8 protein-coding genes and 2 pseudogenes are annotated in these 15,866 nt (G+C 57.3%); 5 read left to right on the plus strand and 5 right to left on the minus strand.

Annotated elements, in window-relative coordinates; all coding sequences use genetic code 11:
* Nucleotides 1-58: 58 nt before the first annotated feature.
* Together CV013_RS12435 and CV013_RS12440 are read right to left on the minus strand one after the other, a co-directional pair.
* On the minus strand, nt 59-6,739 hold the full coding sequence (locus tag CV013_RS12435; RefSeq protein WP_109862140.1) for a putative Ig domain-containing protein: 6,681 nt from the start codon (nt 6,737-6,739) through the stop codon (nt 59-61).
* Nucleotides 6,736-7,470, minus strand: a complete 735-nt coding sequence (locus CV013_RS12440; protein WP_102156025.1) for a hypothetical protein — start codon at nt 7,468-7,470, stop codon at nt 6,736-6,738. The genes CV013_RS12435 and CV013_RS12440 overlap by 4 nt, the downstream gene beginning before the upstream one ends.
* 272 nt (nt 7,471-7,742) lie before the next feature.
* Here CV013_RS12440 and CV013_RS12445 point away from each other — a divergent pair, with 272 nt between their 5' ends.
* Nucleotides 7,743-8,450, plus strand: coding sequence for a hypothetical protein (locus CV013_RS12445; protein WP_123639968.1), 708 nt, complete (start codon nt 7,743-7,745; stop codon nt 8,448-8,450).
* 9 nt (nt 8,451-8,459) lie between these two features.
* On the opposite strand, the gene CV013_RS12450 is transcribed toward CV013_RS12445, so the two are convergent.
* Together CV013_RS12450 and CV013_RS12455 are read right to left on the minus strand one after the other, a co-directional pair.
* Nucleotides 8,460-9,959: an HlyD family type I secretion periplasmic adaptor subunit gene (locus CV013_RS12450; protein ID WP_102156027.1), complete on the minus strand. Its 1,500-nt coding sequence runs from the start codon at nt 9,957-9,959 to the stop codon at nt 8,460-8,462.
* Nucleotides 9,956-12,148, minus strand: a complete 2,193-nt coding sequence (locus tag CV013_RS12455; protein WP_102156028.1) for a type I secretion system permease/ATPase — start codon at nt 12,146-12,148, stop codon at nt 9,956-9,958. Before CV013_RS12455 ends, CV013_RS12450 begins: the two co-directional genes overlap by 4 nt.
* 163 nt (nt 12,149-12,311) lie before the next feature.
* Between CV013_RS12455 and CV013_RS12460 the strand changes: the two are divergent.
* Nucleotides 12,312-13,467: pseudogene (locus tag CV013_RS12460) on the plus strand (IS3 family transposase).
* Nucleotides 13,468-13,501: 34 nt separating this feature from the next.
* Here CV013_RS12460 and CV013_RS12465 read toward each other — a convergent pair.
* Nucleotides 13,502-13,861 (minus strand): annotated as a pseudogene (locus tag CV013_RS12465) (integrase); the annotation flags it as partial.
* Nucleotides 13,862-13,976: 115 nt separating this feature from the next.
* Here CV013_RS12465 and CV013_RS12470 point away from each other — a divergent pair.
* From CV013_RS12470 to CV013_RS12480, 3 genes are all read left to right on the plus strand, one after another.
* Nucleotides 13,977-14,267, plus strand: a complete 291-nt coding sequence (locus CV013_RS12470) for a type II toxin-antitoxin system RelE/ParE family toxin (protein WP_102156030.1) — start codon at nt 13,977-13,979, stop codon at nt 14,265-14,267.
* Nucleotides 14,257-14,559 carry a HigA family addiction module antitoxin gene (locus CV013_RS12475; protein ID WP_190276533.1) on the plus strand — a complete coding sequence of 101 codons (303 nt, stop codon included), beginning with the start codon at nt 14,257-14,259 and terminating at the stop codon, nt 14,557-14,559. The genes CV013_RS12470 and CV013_RS12475 overlap by 11 nt, the downstream gene beginning before the upstream one ends.
* A gap of 198 nt (nt 14,560-14,757) precedes the next feature.
* Complete coding sequence (locus CV013_RS12480) at nt 14,758-15,612, plus strand: restriction endonuclease (RefSeq protein ID WP_157935780.1); 855 nt, start codon at nt 14,758-14,760, stop codon at nt 15,610-15,612.
* Nucleotides 15,613-15,866 lie beyond the last annotated feature (254 nt).

A 15,866-nucleotide genomic window follows, 5' to 3' on the forward strand; every position in this document is an offset into this window, starting at 1 on the left:
ATTGCACTGGACGTTGGGAATGACGTCGACTTTGGAGCACACCAATTCCCCATTGCCTTCAAGCGAACCAGTCCACAACTTCGCCACTACGACGGTTGATGCCATGCATATCCTCGGCACCTGTGACTCCAAATGATGCGAGGTGTTGGCGGATCAATGCAAGGCGCCCACCAACGTCGATTGCCAACTGATCAGACAACAACGAGGCATCCTCATCGATCAGTGCCGACAGAACGGCTCCCGTTGGGTTTGCGCTCCCATTGCCGACTGTAGGTGCGCCCCGCGATGGCAAGATGCCAGCGGAGTTGAAGCGTGTAAACTCCGGATCATACCTGTCGAACACATCGCGCAGATCATCATTGCGCCGTAAGCGTTCGAACAAGTGCTCCAGCCCTGGCTGTTCCCGGCCCGTGCCTGAACTGACATCGTCGGCATTGGGGCCCGACCAGAACACCTCTGGTTCAGGCTGACTGTCCTCTGCCGAGAAGTAGGTCAGTGCCGCATCGGCAAAATCTCGCCTTTCGCCATTTGAGAGCGTGTAGCTACCGATGTTGATGATTGTGGCTTCACCCAGTTTGCTGATGCCATCGATCGCCGTTCCGTGAAGATCAATCGAAGCAATCCCTGCTGCTGTCAGGCTGAAGGTCTCGCCAGCATCGACCGAACCATCGGCGTTCGCATCGCGCCAGACACCGAAATTTGCAAACCGCTCGTCATCTGCATCAAGCACCCCGTCGCCATTGTGGTCGAATGCGGCCAGACCATCAAGATCCGAAGCAGCCCCTTCGACATCATTAACGAAGCTGATTTCTCCTACACCGGACACGGTCCCGTTGCCGTCACGGTCCATGAACAGGAAGGCTTCGTTTGCGCCGATCCAACTAGTGTTGTCAGCCAGCCCATCGCCGTCAAGATCGAACCTCGCGTCGCTGCTCACAGCACTAACGGTTTCAATACCGTCACCAACCAGATCCAGGATGATGGGGGATGCAACCGAGACAGTCTCCCCATTTTCGAATTCGAGCTGCTCGATGCCGATGATTGTGTCGGTTCCATCGTCGCCATCAACGGTCGGCGCGTTATCCGTCACCCTGAGCGAACCGCCCAAGGTAGTGATAGAATAGCTGCTCATGGCACCAGAGAAGCGAGCAATGTCTGTTCCTGCTCCGCCGATCAGCGTGTCATTGCCATCACCGTCATCGAGCACATCGTCGCCGTCGCCGTCGCCGTCGCCGTCGCCGTCGCCAGCGAAGATGTAGTCGTCGTCCGCAAGCCCTAAAATGGCGTCGCTTTGCGCAGTGCCATAAAGCGTGTCGTTAACTTCGGTCCTTTCAATCGGATTGTACGATTGAGCGAAGCTGAGCATGAAACCGCTGGTTGCTTCCAGAGTGCCGTCAGAAGCATGAACAAGGATTGCGAGACCTCCTGGATCGGAATCCGGAGACGTACCTGAGAAAACCATCCCGTCGAAGGAAAGCCATTCGGGCAGGGGGCTGCCATCAGCAAGCGTGGCTGTGACAGACAAATCGTCGCCATCGACATCGCTGAACGAGACGGTCGAAATATCAAATGCGAATGTTTGCGACAAATCGAGTTCAACATCGGCAAGCGAACCCTGCGCAGTTGGCGCGTCATTCACCGGGAAGAAGTCAAGGGTCATGATATCCTGGTCAGACCAAGTTGCAGAAGAACCAGATACGAGCAGTGACACCTGGCCAAAGAAGTTCTCCGGCGGAGTGCCAGTGATGTGGCCGTCAACAACCGTGATCCAGTCAGGGGTAGGATCGCCATTTTCGAGAGTGATCAGATACTCGGCCACCTCACCTTCTGGCAGGTCAAGTGGCGGAACGAGCGAGAAAGCAGTGTCTTCGCTTAGCAGCGAGATATAGTCGGTATCGAGATAATCGCCTGTAACAGGGTCATATTGGTTGAACGCAATTGCTTCCGCATTGACGACATAGTCGACGTCGGTCGTAGTACCCGTTGCGTCCTCGATCCTGAACCAGTTGTTGCCCAGTGCCGTGATCGTGAAGTCTTGCCGGTTTCTATCATAAAAAACGATGTCTACGTCGTCGACATTGTAGCCGGAGTCCTGACTCGAAACATAGCTGCCGATATCAGCGAGCGTTGCGATCCCATCTCCGATGAGCAGGTCGTCTCCGGCACCCCCGTAGAACCAGTCCGAACCGCCCCCACCGAGGAGAATGTCGTCACCATCGTCACCGACAAGTCTATCGTCACCAGCATAGCCGTAGATGGTATCGTTACCAACGTCGCCATAAAGAACATCATAGTGCGCGGCACCCTGATCTGGTGAACTCCAGTCGGTTACTTCGTCACCACCATGAATGACATCATCACCGTTGCCGCCTTCGACATAGTTGGAACCGGTCCCGGCATAGATAGTGTCGTTGCCTTCATCGCCGAAGAGCACATCATCTCCGCCTCCCGCTCTGATAACATCATCACCGTCGCCGCCTTCGACGTAGTTCGATCCATCGCCAGCATCGAGGTGGTCGCTTCCCTCGTTACCATAGAGCTCGTCATCGCCGTCCGACCCGTAAAGGCGGTCATTGCCAATGCTGCCGAGGAGGAGATTGTCGAGCTCATTGCCCTGAATTTCCGTTCCGGTATCATTGGCGTAGGCATCGACTGCCCCATCGCGCAGCACGACCCTCTCGATATTGTCCGGCGCCTGATAGTCCTCAAGTGACGTGAAAACCGTATCATTGCCTTCATCGACTGCCTCAACGACACTATCTCCGGCATCATCGACAAAGTAGCTGTCATCGCCCAAACCACCCGACATCGTATCAGCGCCCGCGCCGCCTAGCAGGGTGTCATTGCCGTCCCCACCGTCAAGCGTATCATCGCCGTCACCTCCAATGAGTTGATCGCTTCCGCTCCCGCCCAGGAGCGTATCATCGCCCGCCAGGCCAATCAGATTGTCATCGCCATCAAGGCCGGACAGGACATTGGAAGCGCTATTGCCCGTAATGCGATTGTCGAGCTCGTTGCCGGTACCGTTAGCTGCACCATCAAGCAGTTCGAGGCGTTCAACGTTGGCCGCAAGTGTGAGGTCGATGCTGCTGCGGACCAAGTCCGTTCCTTCGTTGGCATTTTCGGTAACTATGTCTTCCGCATCATCGACGATGTAGGTGTCGTTGCCCGTGCCGCCCGCCATTTCGTCAGCGCCGACCCCGCCATCAAGCAAGTCGTTGCCTGCAAGGCCTGTGAGGGCATCGTCGCCTTCATATCCATAGATGCGGTCACGCGCGTCCGTACCCTCAAGGACATCATCGTTTTCAGTGCCTTCCGTATCATCATTATTGGCACCGCTAAGAAGGAGTTGGTGGAATTCTTCGATGGTGTAGGTCTTGTCCTCAGCTGCGTCGTAAATCTCTTCGAAATCAGTCAAGGTAGTTGAACCAATCAGGCCCCACCGGTCTGAAATTGTGATTGAATTGCCGTCGAGTGTGGAAGTAAGCGTGTCAAGCGCCCAGGTCACAATGAGCCGATCAGTCCCTTCGCCGCCTATCAGCGATTGATCGCCGACAACCATGAAGTTGTCGCCCTGAGACGCCGTGGCACCCTGGCTCACCGCGGCAAAGCTGGCCGCAGCGGCTAGCGGAGGGGAAGAGGATGGGGATGGGGATGGGCTACCAAATGTGAAATTGATTTCGCCGAAGTCCGCGGCCTCGATACGCCAGGGAAGGTCGACGGAAAACACATCGGTTTGAAACAGGTCGTCAAGGTTTCCGAGATAGTTGATTATATAGCCGGACAGGACAATTGCCCCCCCATCGGCAAGGGAGATGGTCAGGCTGCCAGAAATTTCGTGAAGTTGGGGGGGCATACCTTCGGGGGTCAATATTTCCTCGACGCCCGGTTCAAGCGTGTAGATGCTGGAAATCTGGAATGAGCCGGAGATTTCAGACGAAGCATAGTCTGAAAGGTCGAATGCAAAAACCCGTTGATTAACAAGGCGTGTAGCGATATAATATGAGCCGTCCCGTCGCGGTCCAATAGGAACAATAGAAACCTTGCTGTTGGCAAATATATGGTCGTTTCCATCTCCGGCACTGTAGCGATAGTAATACACACTGTCGCCACCAACTAGGTGGACCGTATCGTCCCCCGCACCGGGGTCAAGATGGAAGCCGGCCCCGATCGGACCGTACGGGATTAGTCCGAGTTCATCCACTTCTGGTAGATCGCGACCGACGACAATCGTATCATTCCCGGCCCCTGCCGTGATAGCGCCATACCCAAGCCGCTCGGTCGTTGCCCCTGCGCCAACGGAAACCAAAATGCTGCGCAGGTCATCCTGCTGATAAGCGTAGTCGATCAATACATCATTGCCGTCGCCACCGATGATCGCGTCGGCGCCCTCGCCGCCAAAAATGATCGCTTGGGAAGATGTTCCCTCAACCGAGATAAAGTCGTTGCCGCCGCCGGCTGCTATCACCTTCTCTGCGTCGCTGCCATCAGCTATTTCATCGTCAAATTCAGTGGCGACAATCTGTGTATGAAAATTGACGAGAGAAATTACGCCGCCTGTTTCGGTGTTGTAGATTTGGCCTTGACCAGACACTCGATTCAGATCAATCCCGATGCCATGCGAGAGACCGCCAGCGGCAATTATCTGCCGAACGTTTGAACCGGCAACACCGTTACCAATTGCCTCGACTGTCAGGCTGACATCCGGCCCGATCGCCCCCTTTAGGTCAAAGATCGTGGTGCTTGCCTGACTTCTTACAAGTTCGACAGAACTCAAAGTATCGTTGGGTCCGTTGCCATGAATTTGTAGTTCGCCTCCAGGGCTCGAACTGTCCAAGCTGATGACTACCGTTCCCGCATCGCTATAGATTGCTGTGTCATATCCCTCACCGCCATCGATAATGTTATTGCCGCTGCCTGCAAAGAACCAGTCCTTGCCGTCACCGCCAGAAAACGTGTCATCGCCTGCTCCACCAATGAAGGCATCATCTTGAGACGTACCGGTGATGTTGTCTGCACCTCCTCCGCCCAGAACAATGGCCGGACCATTCGACTCGCGGAGCGCAACATTTTCCGCACCGTCCGTTCCGACGATCAGGCTTCGACCGCCCGTTTCCCCGGTCTCGAACAGAGAGCCCTGAGTCAGGCTAATGGAAATTCCGGTCACGTCCCTGAAAGCAGCAGCATCGGTATTCTGCCCGCCGAGCGACAGCCAACTCGTCAACTGCCCAAGGATAAAGTCCCGACCAGAGGTGCTGTAGGCTGGTCCGAGCGAGGCGCGAACCAGATTTTCGGCCAAGCCCGTAGCCGATTCCGGTTTGTATGAAGAGCCCAAGACCTGGTTGAGCGACCAGGTCTTGTCGCTCAGGTCAATCCAAAAGCCTGTTCCGCCCGTCTCGCCTGGGCCGTAGCTCAGCACGCCTCGCACTGCGGTAGGCCAATCGGCTTGCAAAACCTTATTTAGAGCCAGAAGCCCTGCAAATTCGACAACGAGCGAACCAATGCTCGATTTTACATCATCCGACACAAAACTTGGCAGCTTGCTAATTGCGTTTCCGAAATCATCGGCATCGCTGAAAAGAGCCCGAATGCCGGTATCGCCAAAGACACGCTCGCCTTCATTGATCGCTGAGTATGCGATCATGGTGCTCATCTTCGCACCCGCACTCGCCACGCCCGGATAGCTGTCAAGGTCGAGCGCGCCGCCGATGTCGTCACTGCTCAGGGAAGGGAAAATGTGCTGAGCTGCGGTTTCCCAGCCGGTTCCGCCGCCTTCTGTTGACCACTGTTTCTCACCAAATAAATTTATCGTGAGGAGCGACATGGAGTGGAGCGAAACAGGGGACAGCTCCTGATCAGCATCGCGATTGGAAATCTCTGTCTTTTGGACGACATCTTCGGAATATGAACCCGCAACACCAATAATGTTGAGCAGGCTACCCAACAAAATTTCCGACAAATTGGTAAGGTCGACTCCGTTGACCAGCTCATCAAGGTTCCGGACATCCTCAAGTACCTCTCCTTCGAGATAGTACCCCGTCATCGTGTCGGTATCTGGCTTGATCCTGTTCCATTCGTCGGTGAATGTATCGGTGAACGCAACGACGGCGTCATACAAATCACTGCTGGCACCAAGAGGGGCTGCAAGTGCCAGTTCGGGAATGGTAACTGACGAGCCAAACTCCTGAGCTGCTGCTGCCAGCGCACGCGAAACCGCCACCGCAATCGCTTGCGCTTGCGCCGCCTGCAGGAAGGGCATGTGGTCGAAACCGACAGAATCGACTCGACCAAGAGCTCCGACATAGCCCGCCAGTCCACCGCCGAGCGAGTGGCCGGTCAGGATTGTCGTGCCTCCGTTGGTATCGTAGATCGAATCCACCCCGGCCACGGCTTCGTAAAAATCGATTGCCAGCTGGCCTTGGCCTGCGGAGGAAAAGCCTGCCCCCAGCGACCAGCCATTCCAGGCGTCCTGCACCGCAGGACTGTTCAGGAAATCGCTGATACTCCAGTTGATCTCGAAATTGGTGCCGCGATAGGAAATGACTGTCTGGCCATCCCAGTTATAGGCAATGGCGTAGAAACCGGCGGCTACTTCGTCCGAAGCCTCGTCTGTGTTCGATTGCCGCACAATCGTTGCATTACCGATCATCCCGGAATTGCTCAGGTCACCAACATTTTGGCCATACCCTCGATTGTAGGAATCGAGAGCAAGTAGGGATAAGAATACCTCGCGATTCATCGAGCAAGCTCCGTTGAAAAACTTCCGCTAGTCAAGTGTGCAGTCAGGCGATCTGTCGTCATATCTTCGGACACGGTTGATGATCCATCGAAGTACGACTTACGAAATCTATTCAACCAACCCAGCCGCTTCTCAATCCCGGTGGTCACCGGATCATTGGTCATCTGCACGGTAATGCGCTTGAGCGCGTAGCCGTCGCCAAAGCTCGCGGCCAAGTCGTCTGGATCTACCAGCGCCACGCTGGTCGGATCGGCGAGGTCACCGAAAGTCACCAGCATCGGGTAGCCGGACAGGACCAGTCCGCCTGCAAAGGGCGGCCAGTAGCGCGGCAGTTCATGCTCTCCCTTTATCAGCAGCACATTGTCGAATTGCTCGCTGAATTTCTCGCCTGCTATTTTGGGCGCGAGATATTGCATGACATTCCCGGCCCAGTCGGTCTCGTCCTCGGAACGCCGCAGCGCGAACAGCGTGCGCCCACCGGGCAGATCAACCGCCACCGCCTCCCCATGCACCCGGCGCATTATGATCTCGCCAAAGCCGGTCCCCGCCGAACGACCCATGCTCTGCTCAACCTCGATCACGCTGGAACCGGTCTTGAGACCTTCAGGCGTCTCCACCTCCACCTTCAGGCGATAGCGATAGGTGGGGGTGTCGTCCGTCAAACTGCAAGCAGGCAGAGACAACGCCAAGCCGCTCGCGGCAACGCCCGACAGGAAACGCCGACGCTTCATCCTGCGATTTTCCTATACAATCTGCGAATCTTCATCAGTGATCTTGCCTCCGAGAACTGGAAGCTATCGCAAGCCGATTTTTGGTCAAGTCGCGGGTGTTTATAAATATCGAATTTTACAGAAAATCCGATGATCAGTTTGCGGCACTTCTGAATTTTGGAAGTCGTTGTCGAAATATCGAGGCCACTTGCCCATTAACTTGTCATTAGCATTGCACAAGCCAACCTCGGGACAGTTCACAGGAGCATGGCCGAATGCCTCGAAGGCCACGGTTGCAAATCGCAACAGTAGCGGCAATCAGCTTTGCTGCAGATCGTTCTGGACAAGAGTGCCCCCAGTTTTCAGCTGAAGACCATCGGCGCATCAACAATATCCGCCGTTCGATCCCCGACTATCATCTCAAAGCTGGTTGTATCGAAGCAGGTCCCGGCTCCAGAATGGAGGGGCAATCGCGTAGAGGTGTTCTTGATCCGAGCGAAGCCTTGGTGGTACCGCCCTTCATCATCTCCACTCATGCTGGCAAGGATTGTAGCAATTTTCGGGAATATGAAGTTGGCCGGGTGCAGATTTTCCGCGAGACCCGGATTGCATTTCGAGGCCACATTGCGGGCGATCCGACTACCCAGCGCAAAGCACAGGAAGCCCCACGGATGTTCGAGCGGTTTCTATTCGGCTTTGATAAGGCAGCGGCCGAACTGGGCAGCGGGACTCCGTCAGTCAGCACAGGCGACTTTCTCGTAAAGTCTGCGAACATTGTCCGTCTTGACTTGTTCGCGGCAGAGGATGCCGGGAATGATAAGTTATGCCTGATGGTACGTCTCACCCAAGGCAAAAATGTGAAACAGGTCGTCAGATCGTGGACGCGCGCAGGAAAATCGTTCGATTGGTCGCCTCAAACCTCAGGCCGTGATCGGGCGAATGGATGGGACGAGGCCACTGATTTGGGACGAACATTGGCGACGGCGATCCTGGTCGAATAGGCAGTTGACCTACCTTTCGCGCCCTGCTTCATCGACGATCTGTCTTATAGGTGAGAGCAGATACTGGATGATCCGCCGCCGCCCGGTCTTGATCTCCGCCTGCACTGCCATGCCGGGCAGCACCCGGTTGCAGAGCGGATGACGATTGGGCTCGTCTGGTCCGCAGGCAAGGCGAATACGTGCCGCATAGACCAGGCCGGGCTGGATCGGGCGGCCATTCTCGTCGCGTACGCTGCCTGCAGACTGTTGCGACTGATCGATCGCATCGCGGCTGATGTTCTCGACTGTGCCCTCGATCAGCCCGTAATCGGTGAAGTTGAATGCCTCCAGCTTGACCGCCACGCGCTGGCCAACTTTCACGAAGCCGATATCCTTGTTCTGGACAAAAGCTTCCACTTCGATGCTGCCATTGCAGCTGGTAAGGTCCTTGGCGTTTCCGGATGAGCAAGGCACGATTACCATCAAGGGTTGCGCGGCTTGCACGACACCGCCCACCGTCGTGATTGCAAGCTGCTGCACCACGCCATCGACCGGCGCGCGCAGTTCCATGAGCTCGCGCCTGCGCGCTGCCTTACGCAGTTCCTCGCCTGCAAGTCCTGCCTTGTCATTGGCTTCGGCGAGGTCAGTCACTGCAAGCTTGCCAAAGTTCTGACGCAGCGTGGCCATTTCTGCATCGAGCGTGCCGATAGCGGCCCGGGCCTTGTCCGCTTTGGCGCGCTGGATATCGATATTGCGCAGGTGCTCGGCCCTTGCCTGTTCATATTCGAGCAGTTTGAGCTTCGAGTAATAGCCCTTCTCGGCGAGTTCCGCGCGCGCAGTCATCTGCTTGTCGAGATAGGGAAGCGCTTCTCTGAGCTTGGCGATCTCGGCCTCGGCCCCTACCAGCTCGGCACGGCGTTCAGCGCGCTGCTGCATGAGCGAGGCGCGGCGCGCTTCATATTCGCCGATGGCGCTGCGGATATAGGCCTGCTCGGTGCGCACGATTTCAGGGGTCGTTCCGGGAGGAGGCACAAAGCGCGCCGGGCGCCGTTCCTGATAGGCGAGCAGCGCATTATTGCGCGCCTGCATGATCCGGGCAGAGAGCAGCGTCTGTTCGCTCTGCGCTTCATCGGCAATAGCCAGCGTCGGGTCGAGCTCAACCAGCAAATCGCCCTTCTTGACGAACTGCCCGTTGCGCACATGGATCACCCGGACCGAGCCGATCTCAAGCGGTTGGACGATTTTGACGTTGCCCGTCGGCACCGTCTTGCCCGATGCTACGGCGACCACGTCAATCTTTCCGATTACCGCCCAGATGATCGCCAGCACAAACAGGCCGCATGTAAGCCACAACAGGCGGCGCAGGCCAGGGCTCGGCGGTTTCTCCATGATCTCCAGCGCAGCAGGCAGGAACTCATGCGCTTCGCGCGGCTTGAACGCCTTGTCAGCGAGGTTCTGCGTGCGCCAGCTTTCGCGCAGCACCGAGATGTGCCGCGCGATGGTGGGGAAGCGGTCAGCGAGGAAGCTCATGCACTCGCTCCGCCAGCTGCCATGCCGGTCTGCTTGGCATAGAGCTGCGCGTAGCGGCCCCCTGCGTGCAGCAGCTCGTCATGGCTGCCCATCTCGGTCACTTCGCCCGCTTCCACCGTGATGATCCGGTGGCAAGGGCGCACGGCGGACAGGCGATGCGCGATGATCATCACTGTGCGCCCCTGAGCGATCCGGCCGAGATTGGTCTGGATGATCTCTTCGCTTTCAGCATCCAATGCGCTGGTTGCCTCGTCGAGGATCAGGATGCGCGGATCGGTGATCAGCGCGCGGGCAATCGCAAGCCGCTGCCGCTGGCCGCCCGAAAGGTTGCTGCCACGCTCTTCGATAATCGTGTCATAGCCATGGGGGAGCGTGAGGATAAATTCATGCGCCCCGGCGAGCTCTGCTGCAGCAATCACCCGCTCCATCGCGATCGTGGGGTTGGTGAGCGCGATATTCTCGCGCACGGTGCGGTTGAACAGGATATTCTCCTGCAGCACGACCCCCACCTGTCGCCGCAACCAGGCCGGATCGACCAGCGCGAGGTCAGTGCCATCAACCAGAACGCGGCCTTGCTCTGGCACATAGAGCCGCTGGACGAGCTTGGTCAGCGTGCTCTTGCCGCTGCCCGAGGGACCGACAATGCCAAGCATCTCGCCCGGCGCTATATCGAGGCTGACCCCGCGCAACGCCTCCGGCGCATCGGGCCGATAGCGGAAGCGAACCTTGTCAAACTCCACCCGCCCCTTGATGGGCGGGAGGCTGGCGCGGTTGGGATTGTACTCCGGCTCTGCGGGCGCGTTGAGGATATCACCCAGGCGGTCAACCGAAATCCGCACCTGCTGGAAATCCTGCCACAATTGCGAAAGCCTCAGGATCGGCTGCGCCACGCGGCCTGCGAGCATATTGAACGCCACCAGCGCGCCGACCGAGAGTTCGCCAGCAATGACTGCTTTTGCCCCGAAGAACAGGATCGCCACCGTCGTCAGCTTGGAGACCAGCTGAATTGCATGGCTGCCCCAATTGGCGAGCACCGCCACGTCGAAGCCAGTGGCGGTATAACCGGCAAACTGCTTCTCCCACCGGTCGCGCATGCGCGGTTCCGCTGCCATGGCTTTAAGCGTGCCAATGCCGGTGACCGTCTCGACCAAGAAGGCCTGGTTCTCCGCCCCGCGCTTGAACTTCTCGTCGAGCCGGGCCCTGAGTGGAGGCGTGACGACGATCGAGATCGCCGCATAGATCAGCACAGTCAGCGCCACGATCAGCGTCAGCATGGGCGAGTAGAGATACATCACCGCAAAGAAGACGATGGTGAAGAACAGATCGATCACCACGGTCACGGCATTGCTGGTGAGGAAGTTGCGGATATTCTCCAGCTCGCGCACGCGCGCTACGCTGTCACCCACGCGCCGGGCCTCGAAATAGCTCAGCGGCAGCGCCACCAGATGGCGGAACAGTGCCGCCGACAGCTCAGCATCCACCCTGTTTGTTGTATGCGCGAACAACCAATTCCTGAGCGCAGACAGCAGCGTCTCGAACACCAGCACGGTTGCAAGGCCAATCGCCAGCACTTCCAGCGTGGTCATCGACTGGTGGACCAGCACCTTGTCGATCACCAGCTGGAAGAAGATCGGCGAGGCCAGCCCGACCAGCTGCAGGAAGAAGCTCCCCAGCAGCACGTCGCGTAAGGGTCCGCGATATTTGACCAGCGCGGGGATGAACCAGCTGATATCAAAGGCTCGCTTCTGTCCCGCAATATGTTCGCGGCTTGTCATGAGCAGCAGGTCCACCTCACCACCTGCCAGGGCAAAGCGCTCTTCGATTTTCTCCTGCGACCAGACTTCGGGCGCCTGCTGCCCGGCTGCAAGCACCAGGTGGCGCGTGCCGGTCTCGCCGGTGTCATCAACCTTAAGCAGGATAGCCGTGCCGCCCTCGCGCAGACTGAGCAAGGCAGGTAGCGGCTGCTTGACGAGCTCCGCCACCGCCGAGCGCTTGCGTTTCGCGATTAGCCCCAGCTTCTTGGCAATGCGGATCAGATCATCGAAATCATAGGGCTTGTCACCCTGCCCGCGATCGTGATGGATTTGCGCAGGCTCCGCCGCTACCCCCAAAAACTGGGCCAGCAGGATAAAACAGCCAAGCGCTTCATCGGCGGGCAGCGCCGGATTGTTATTCTGTTCTTCCTGCATGAACGCCCGACTGCTCCAATTGCAGCTTACCTATTAGCAATCACGAGAATTGAAAGAAAAAACAATCTATGTCGACAGCGCCAGGGCGTGCGAGAAACTGGACTTGTAATGGATTTGCGCCGGTCACCTGAGCGATTAGAGCTCGCAACAGGAGACCGACGAGATGACTAAGCATTCGGACGAGTTCAAGCGGGAGGCGGTGCGTATCGCGCTGACCAGCGGGTTACCGCGTGAGCGGGTTACCGCGTGAGCGGGTTACCGCGTGAGCGGGTCGCCGCCGATTTGGGGATCGGCAAGTCGACGCTGGGCAAGTGGCTGGCCCAGTACCGGCCGACGGATTTGACCTCGGCGCCGCAGGCGGATTTGGCCCGCGAGAACGAACGCCTTCGCCTTGAGAACCGCGTGCTCAAGGAGGAGAGGAACATCCTAAAAAAGGCCACGCAGTTTTTCGCGAGCCAACGGCCGTGAGGTTCGCGTTCGTGGAGAGTTGGCGTCATGTCTGGCCGGTGGAGACGATCTGCCGGGTAATGCGCGTCAGTCCACGCGGCTATCGCTCCTGGCGTTCACGCCCGATCAGCCAGCGGGAGCGGACAGACATGAAGGTGCTGGCCCATATCCGGGAGCAGTATAGCTTGAGCCTCGGCAGCTATGGTCGTCCTCGCATGACGATGGAGCTGAAGGAGGCAGGCCTCAATGTCGGCGAGCGTCGTGTCGGACGGCTGATGCGGATCAACCGGATCAAGCCGATCCGCACGCGCAAGCACAAGGTTACGACCGACAGCCATCATCGCCTGAGTGTCGCGGCGAACTGGCTGGAGGGCGATTTTGTTGCCGCGGCGCCCAACCAGAAGTGGGCGGGCGACATCACCTATGTCTGGACGTCCGAAGGCTGGCTATACCTCGCCGTCATCCTCGACCTGCACAGCCGCCGTGTCGTCGGTTGGGCCGTGAGCGACCGGATGAAGAATCTGGCGATCAGGGCGCTGGACATGGCGGTGCGTCTCCGCAATCCGCCAACAGGCTGCATTTTTCATTCCGATCGCGGCAGCCAATATTGCTCCTATGCCTATCAAAAGAAGCTGCAGGCCTACGGCCTGCGTCCATCAATGAGCGGCAAAGGAAATTGTTACGACAATGCCTCCGTCGAGACGTTCTTCAAATCGCTGAAGGCAGAACTGATCTGGAGGCGGAAATGGACATCACGGCGACAAGCTGAAGCTTCCATTTTCCAGTACATCAACGGGTTCTACAACACCCGCAGACGCCATTCATATCTGGGCGGGATCAGCCCGCTCGCCTTCGAAGCCAAGGTGGCATAATGAGATAGGTGACCGGCGCAAATCCGCTACAAGTCCAGTCGCGAATCGTGCCGCCGCGCCGATCGAGCCATGTCTTCAGGCTTTTGCGTGCTTCCGTCATGATCTCGAACTGCACGGGTCGATCGGTCTTCTGCTGGATGACGGTCGCGCGATCCCGAAATGACCCCGCGCTCATCAGGTCGCCGATCCTGATTTTAACCAGATCGCAGCCTCGCAATTTGCTGTCGATGGCGAGATCGAACAGGGCCCGGTCACGCAGACGTTTGTGTTCGTCGAGATAGAAACGGATCGCCCAGATATCGCGAGGCTTCAGCGGGCGTTTCGGTCCAACATTTTTCCCTGCGTTCCAAGGCCGCCGATCATGTATGGCGGGGTCGAGGTCTGAATGTCCCATGATAGTTCTCCGATGGCCGGAATGGCCAGAGCGAGTGTAGCCCCATGTCGAACCACCATCAGACAAGTGTCGCGCGACACTTGACAATCTTGCGGCGCTGTGCTACATCCGAACGGTGGAAATCGAGAGCATCAGGCACAAAGACCTGCGCCGCTTCTTTGAGACGGGCAACGCTAAAGGCTTGGTTGGAGACGCGGGACGGCTGCGCAAGATGCTCGCCTTCATCGACGCTGCGGAAAGCTTCGAAGAACTGTCAGTGCCTCCGAACTTCGGACTGCATGAGCTGACAGGCGATCGGAAGGGGAGCTGGTCGATGACGGTTACGAGAAACTGGCGGATGACCTTCGGTTTGAATGATGAAGGCGCGCTAATCGATATGGATCTGGAGGATTATCATGGCGCTTAAGATGCACCCTTCGCTCGCGGTCCACGTGGGAGACTGGTTGAAGACAGAAATCGTGGAGCCTGCACAGGTCAGCGTGACAGCTTTGGCTGAGCATTTTGGCGTATCAAGGCAGGCGTTGAGCACCTTGCTGAATGGCAATGCGAACCTGTCTGCTGATATGGCTATTCGGTTTGAGAAGGCTTTCGGCATCAAGGCCGACACTCTGTTGCGGATGCAGACAACCTATGAGCTGGCCCAGGCCCGCGAGCACGAGCAGGACATAAGGGTCGAGAAGCTCGCAAAAGCTGCCTGACATCGCCAACATAGCGGTCATCCTGGCTCGAAGTTGCTATCGTTGAAACCGGCCATTCGTTCATTAAGCCCGAAGGGAACGCACCTCAAACAAAGCATGCCCATTCTTGTGTTGCATTGGCTCCTTGTTACATAATGTCCCATGCCAGACGCGCCCGAAATTCCACTCGATATCCGCATTGCAATGCGAGACTGTATTATGGCGATCTTCTGGCCGCGGAAGGACATCATCAGATTTCTGGCCGATCTGGGGTGTGATGCTGATCTCCTTCCTCCTCCAGACACAGACCTTCCGCGCCATGCGATTATCGATGACGTTTTTTCAGCTTTGGCCTCGCGTCCCGATAGAGGCCACGCCGTTTTCCAGCCCATGATCGACGCTCTGGCCCATTGGACCCACTTCGATCCCTATTACTTCGACAAACTCGCGAAGCTGGACCGAGCGGAAGCGCGAAAGAAGATCGCCCACCTGAAGAGCGCTGTTGAACAGCGTAACTCTTCAACGACAAATCGTAGGGCCGCAGCGTCGAGGGCGAAGCAAACTCAGTCCCAGGCAAATGATCTGGCCGCTCTAAATAAGGCCTTCACTCAGATTTACGGAAAGGGTCTGACGCCGCAGGCAAGGGGGAAGCTGTTCGAAAAATTCCTCCAAGAACTTTTCAACCGTCAGTCTGTGAAGATGCGAGACCCTTTTCGCATCGTTGGTGAAGAAATCGACGGCACCTTCAAGTTTGAGGGTGAAAACTACATCGTAGAAGCCAAATGGCAGGATTCGGGAGCCAGCACGGAGCAACTCTACAAATTTGCGTATAAAGTGGACGGCAAAATGCAGGGTCGTGGTCTGTTCATCTCGGTCAATGGCTTCTCGAACGAAGCGCTGCGGGCGGTGGTCCACGGCAAGATGATCAAGACAATCCTGATGGACGGCGGCGACCTTGCCGCAGTGCTCGAGCAGCGGATCAGCTTGGAGGCGATGCTCGATTACAAAATTCGCGCTGCTCAGACCCGAGGTGAAGTGTACGTATGCGCGCTCCGCGAGGTGAGCAAGGTCTGAGGCACTGAGCCTAGTTCGCCTGAATAGCCGACATTCACCGCTTCAAACGTCTCCCATAAACTTGCCCTTCGTTCAGTATGCCGTCGGCCTAGCGATCGACCTTGGGATAATGCCGTCGTTCGCCGGCCGATTTCGAAAGGGCGGCTTTTAACCGGACACCGGACGTTCTAAAAGACAGTGAGCATAGGCAGGGGACGGGCAAGACTGGCCGTTGGATGAATGTCGGTTTCGGGCAGTCGGATGCGGACAGCAAC

It is taken from the genome of Tsuneonella flava, from assembly GCF_002870965.1.
GTDB classification, from domain to species: Bacteria; Pseudomonadota; Alphaproteobacteria; order Sphingomonadales; family Sphingomonadaceae; genus Tsuneonella; species Tsuneonella flava.

Bases quoted from the DNA above. Each gene is read 5' to 3' on its own strand.
- CV013_RS12435 (WP_109862140.1), bottom strand. From the start codon at position 6,739: ATGAATCGCGAGGTATTCTTATCCCTACTTGCTCTCGATTCCTACAAT.
- CV013_RS12440 (WP_102156025.1), bottom strand. From the start codon at position 7,470: ATGAAGCGTCGGCGTTTCCTGTCGGGCGTTGCCGCGAGCGGCTTGGCG.
- CV013_RS12450 (WP_102156027.1), bottom strand. From the start codon at position 9,959: ATGAGCTTCCTCGCTGACCGCTTCCCCACCATCGCGCGGCACATCTCG.
- CV013_RS12455 (WP_102156028.1), bottom strand. From the start codon at position 12,148: ATGCAGGAAGAACAGAATAACAATCCGGCGCTGCCCGCCGATGAAGCG.
- CV013_RS12475 (WP_190276533.1), top strand. From the start codon at position 14,257: ATGGCGCTTAAGATGCACCCTTCGCTCGCGGTCCACGTGGGAGACTGG.
- CV013_RS12480 (WP_157935780.1), top strand. From the start codon at position 14,758: ATGGCGATCTTCTGGCCGCGGAAGGACATCATCAGATTTCTGGCCGAT.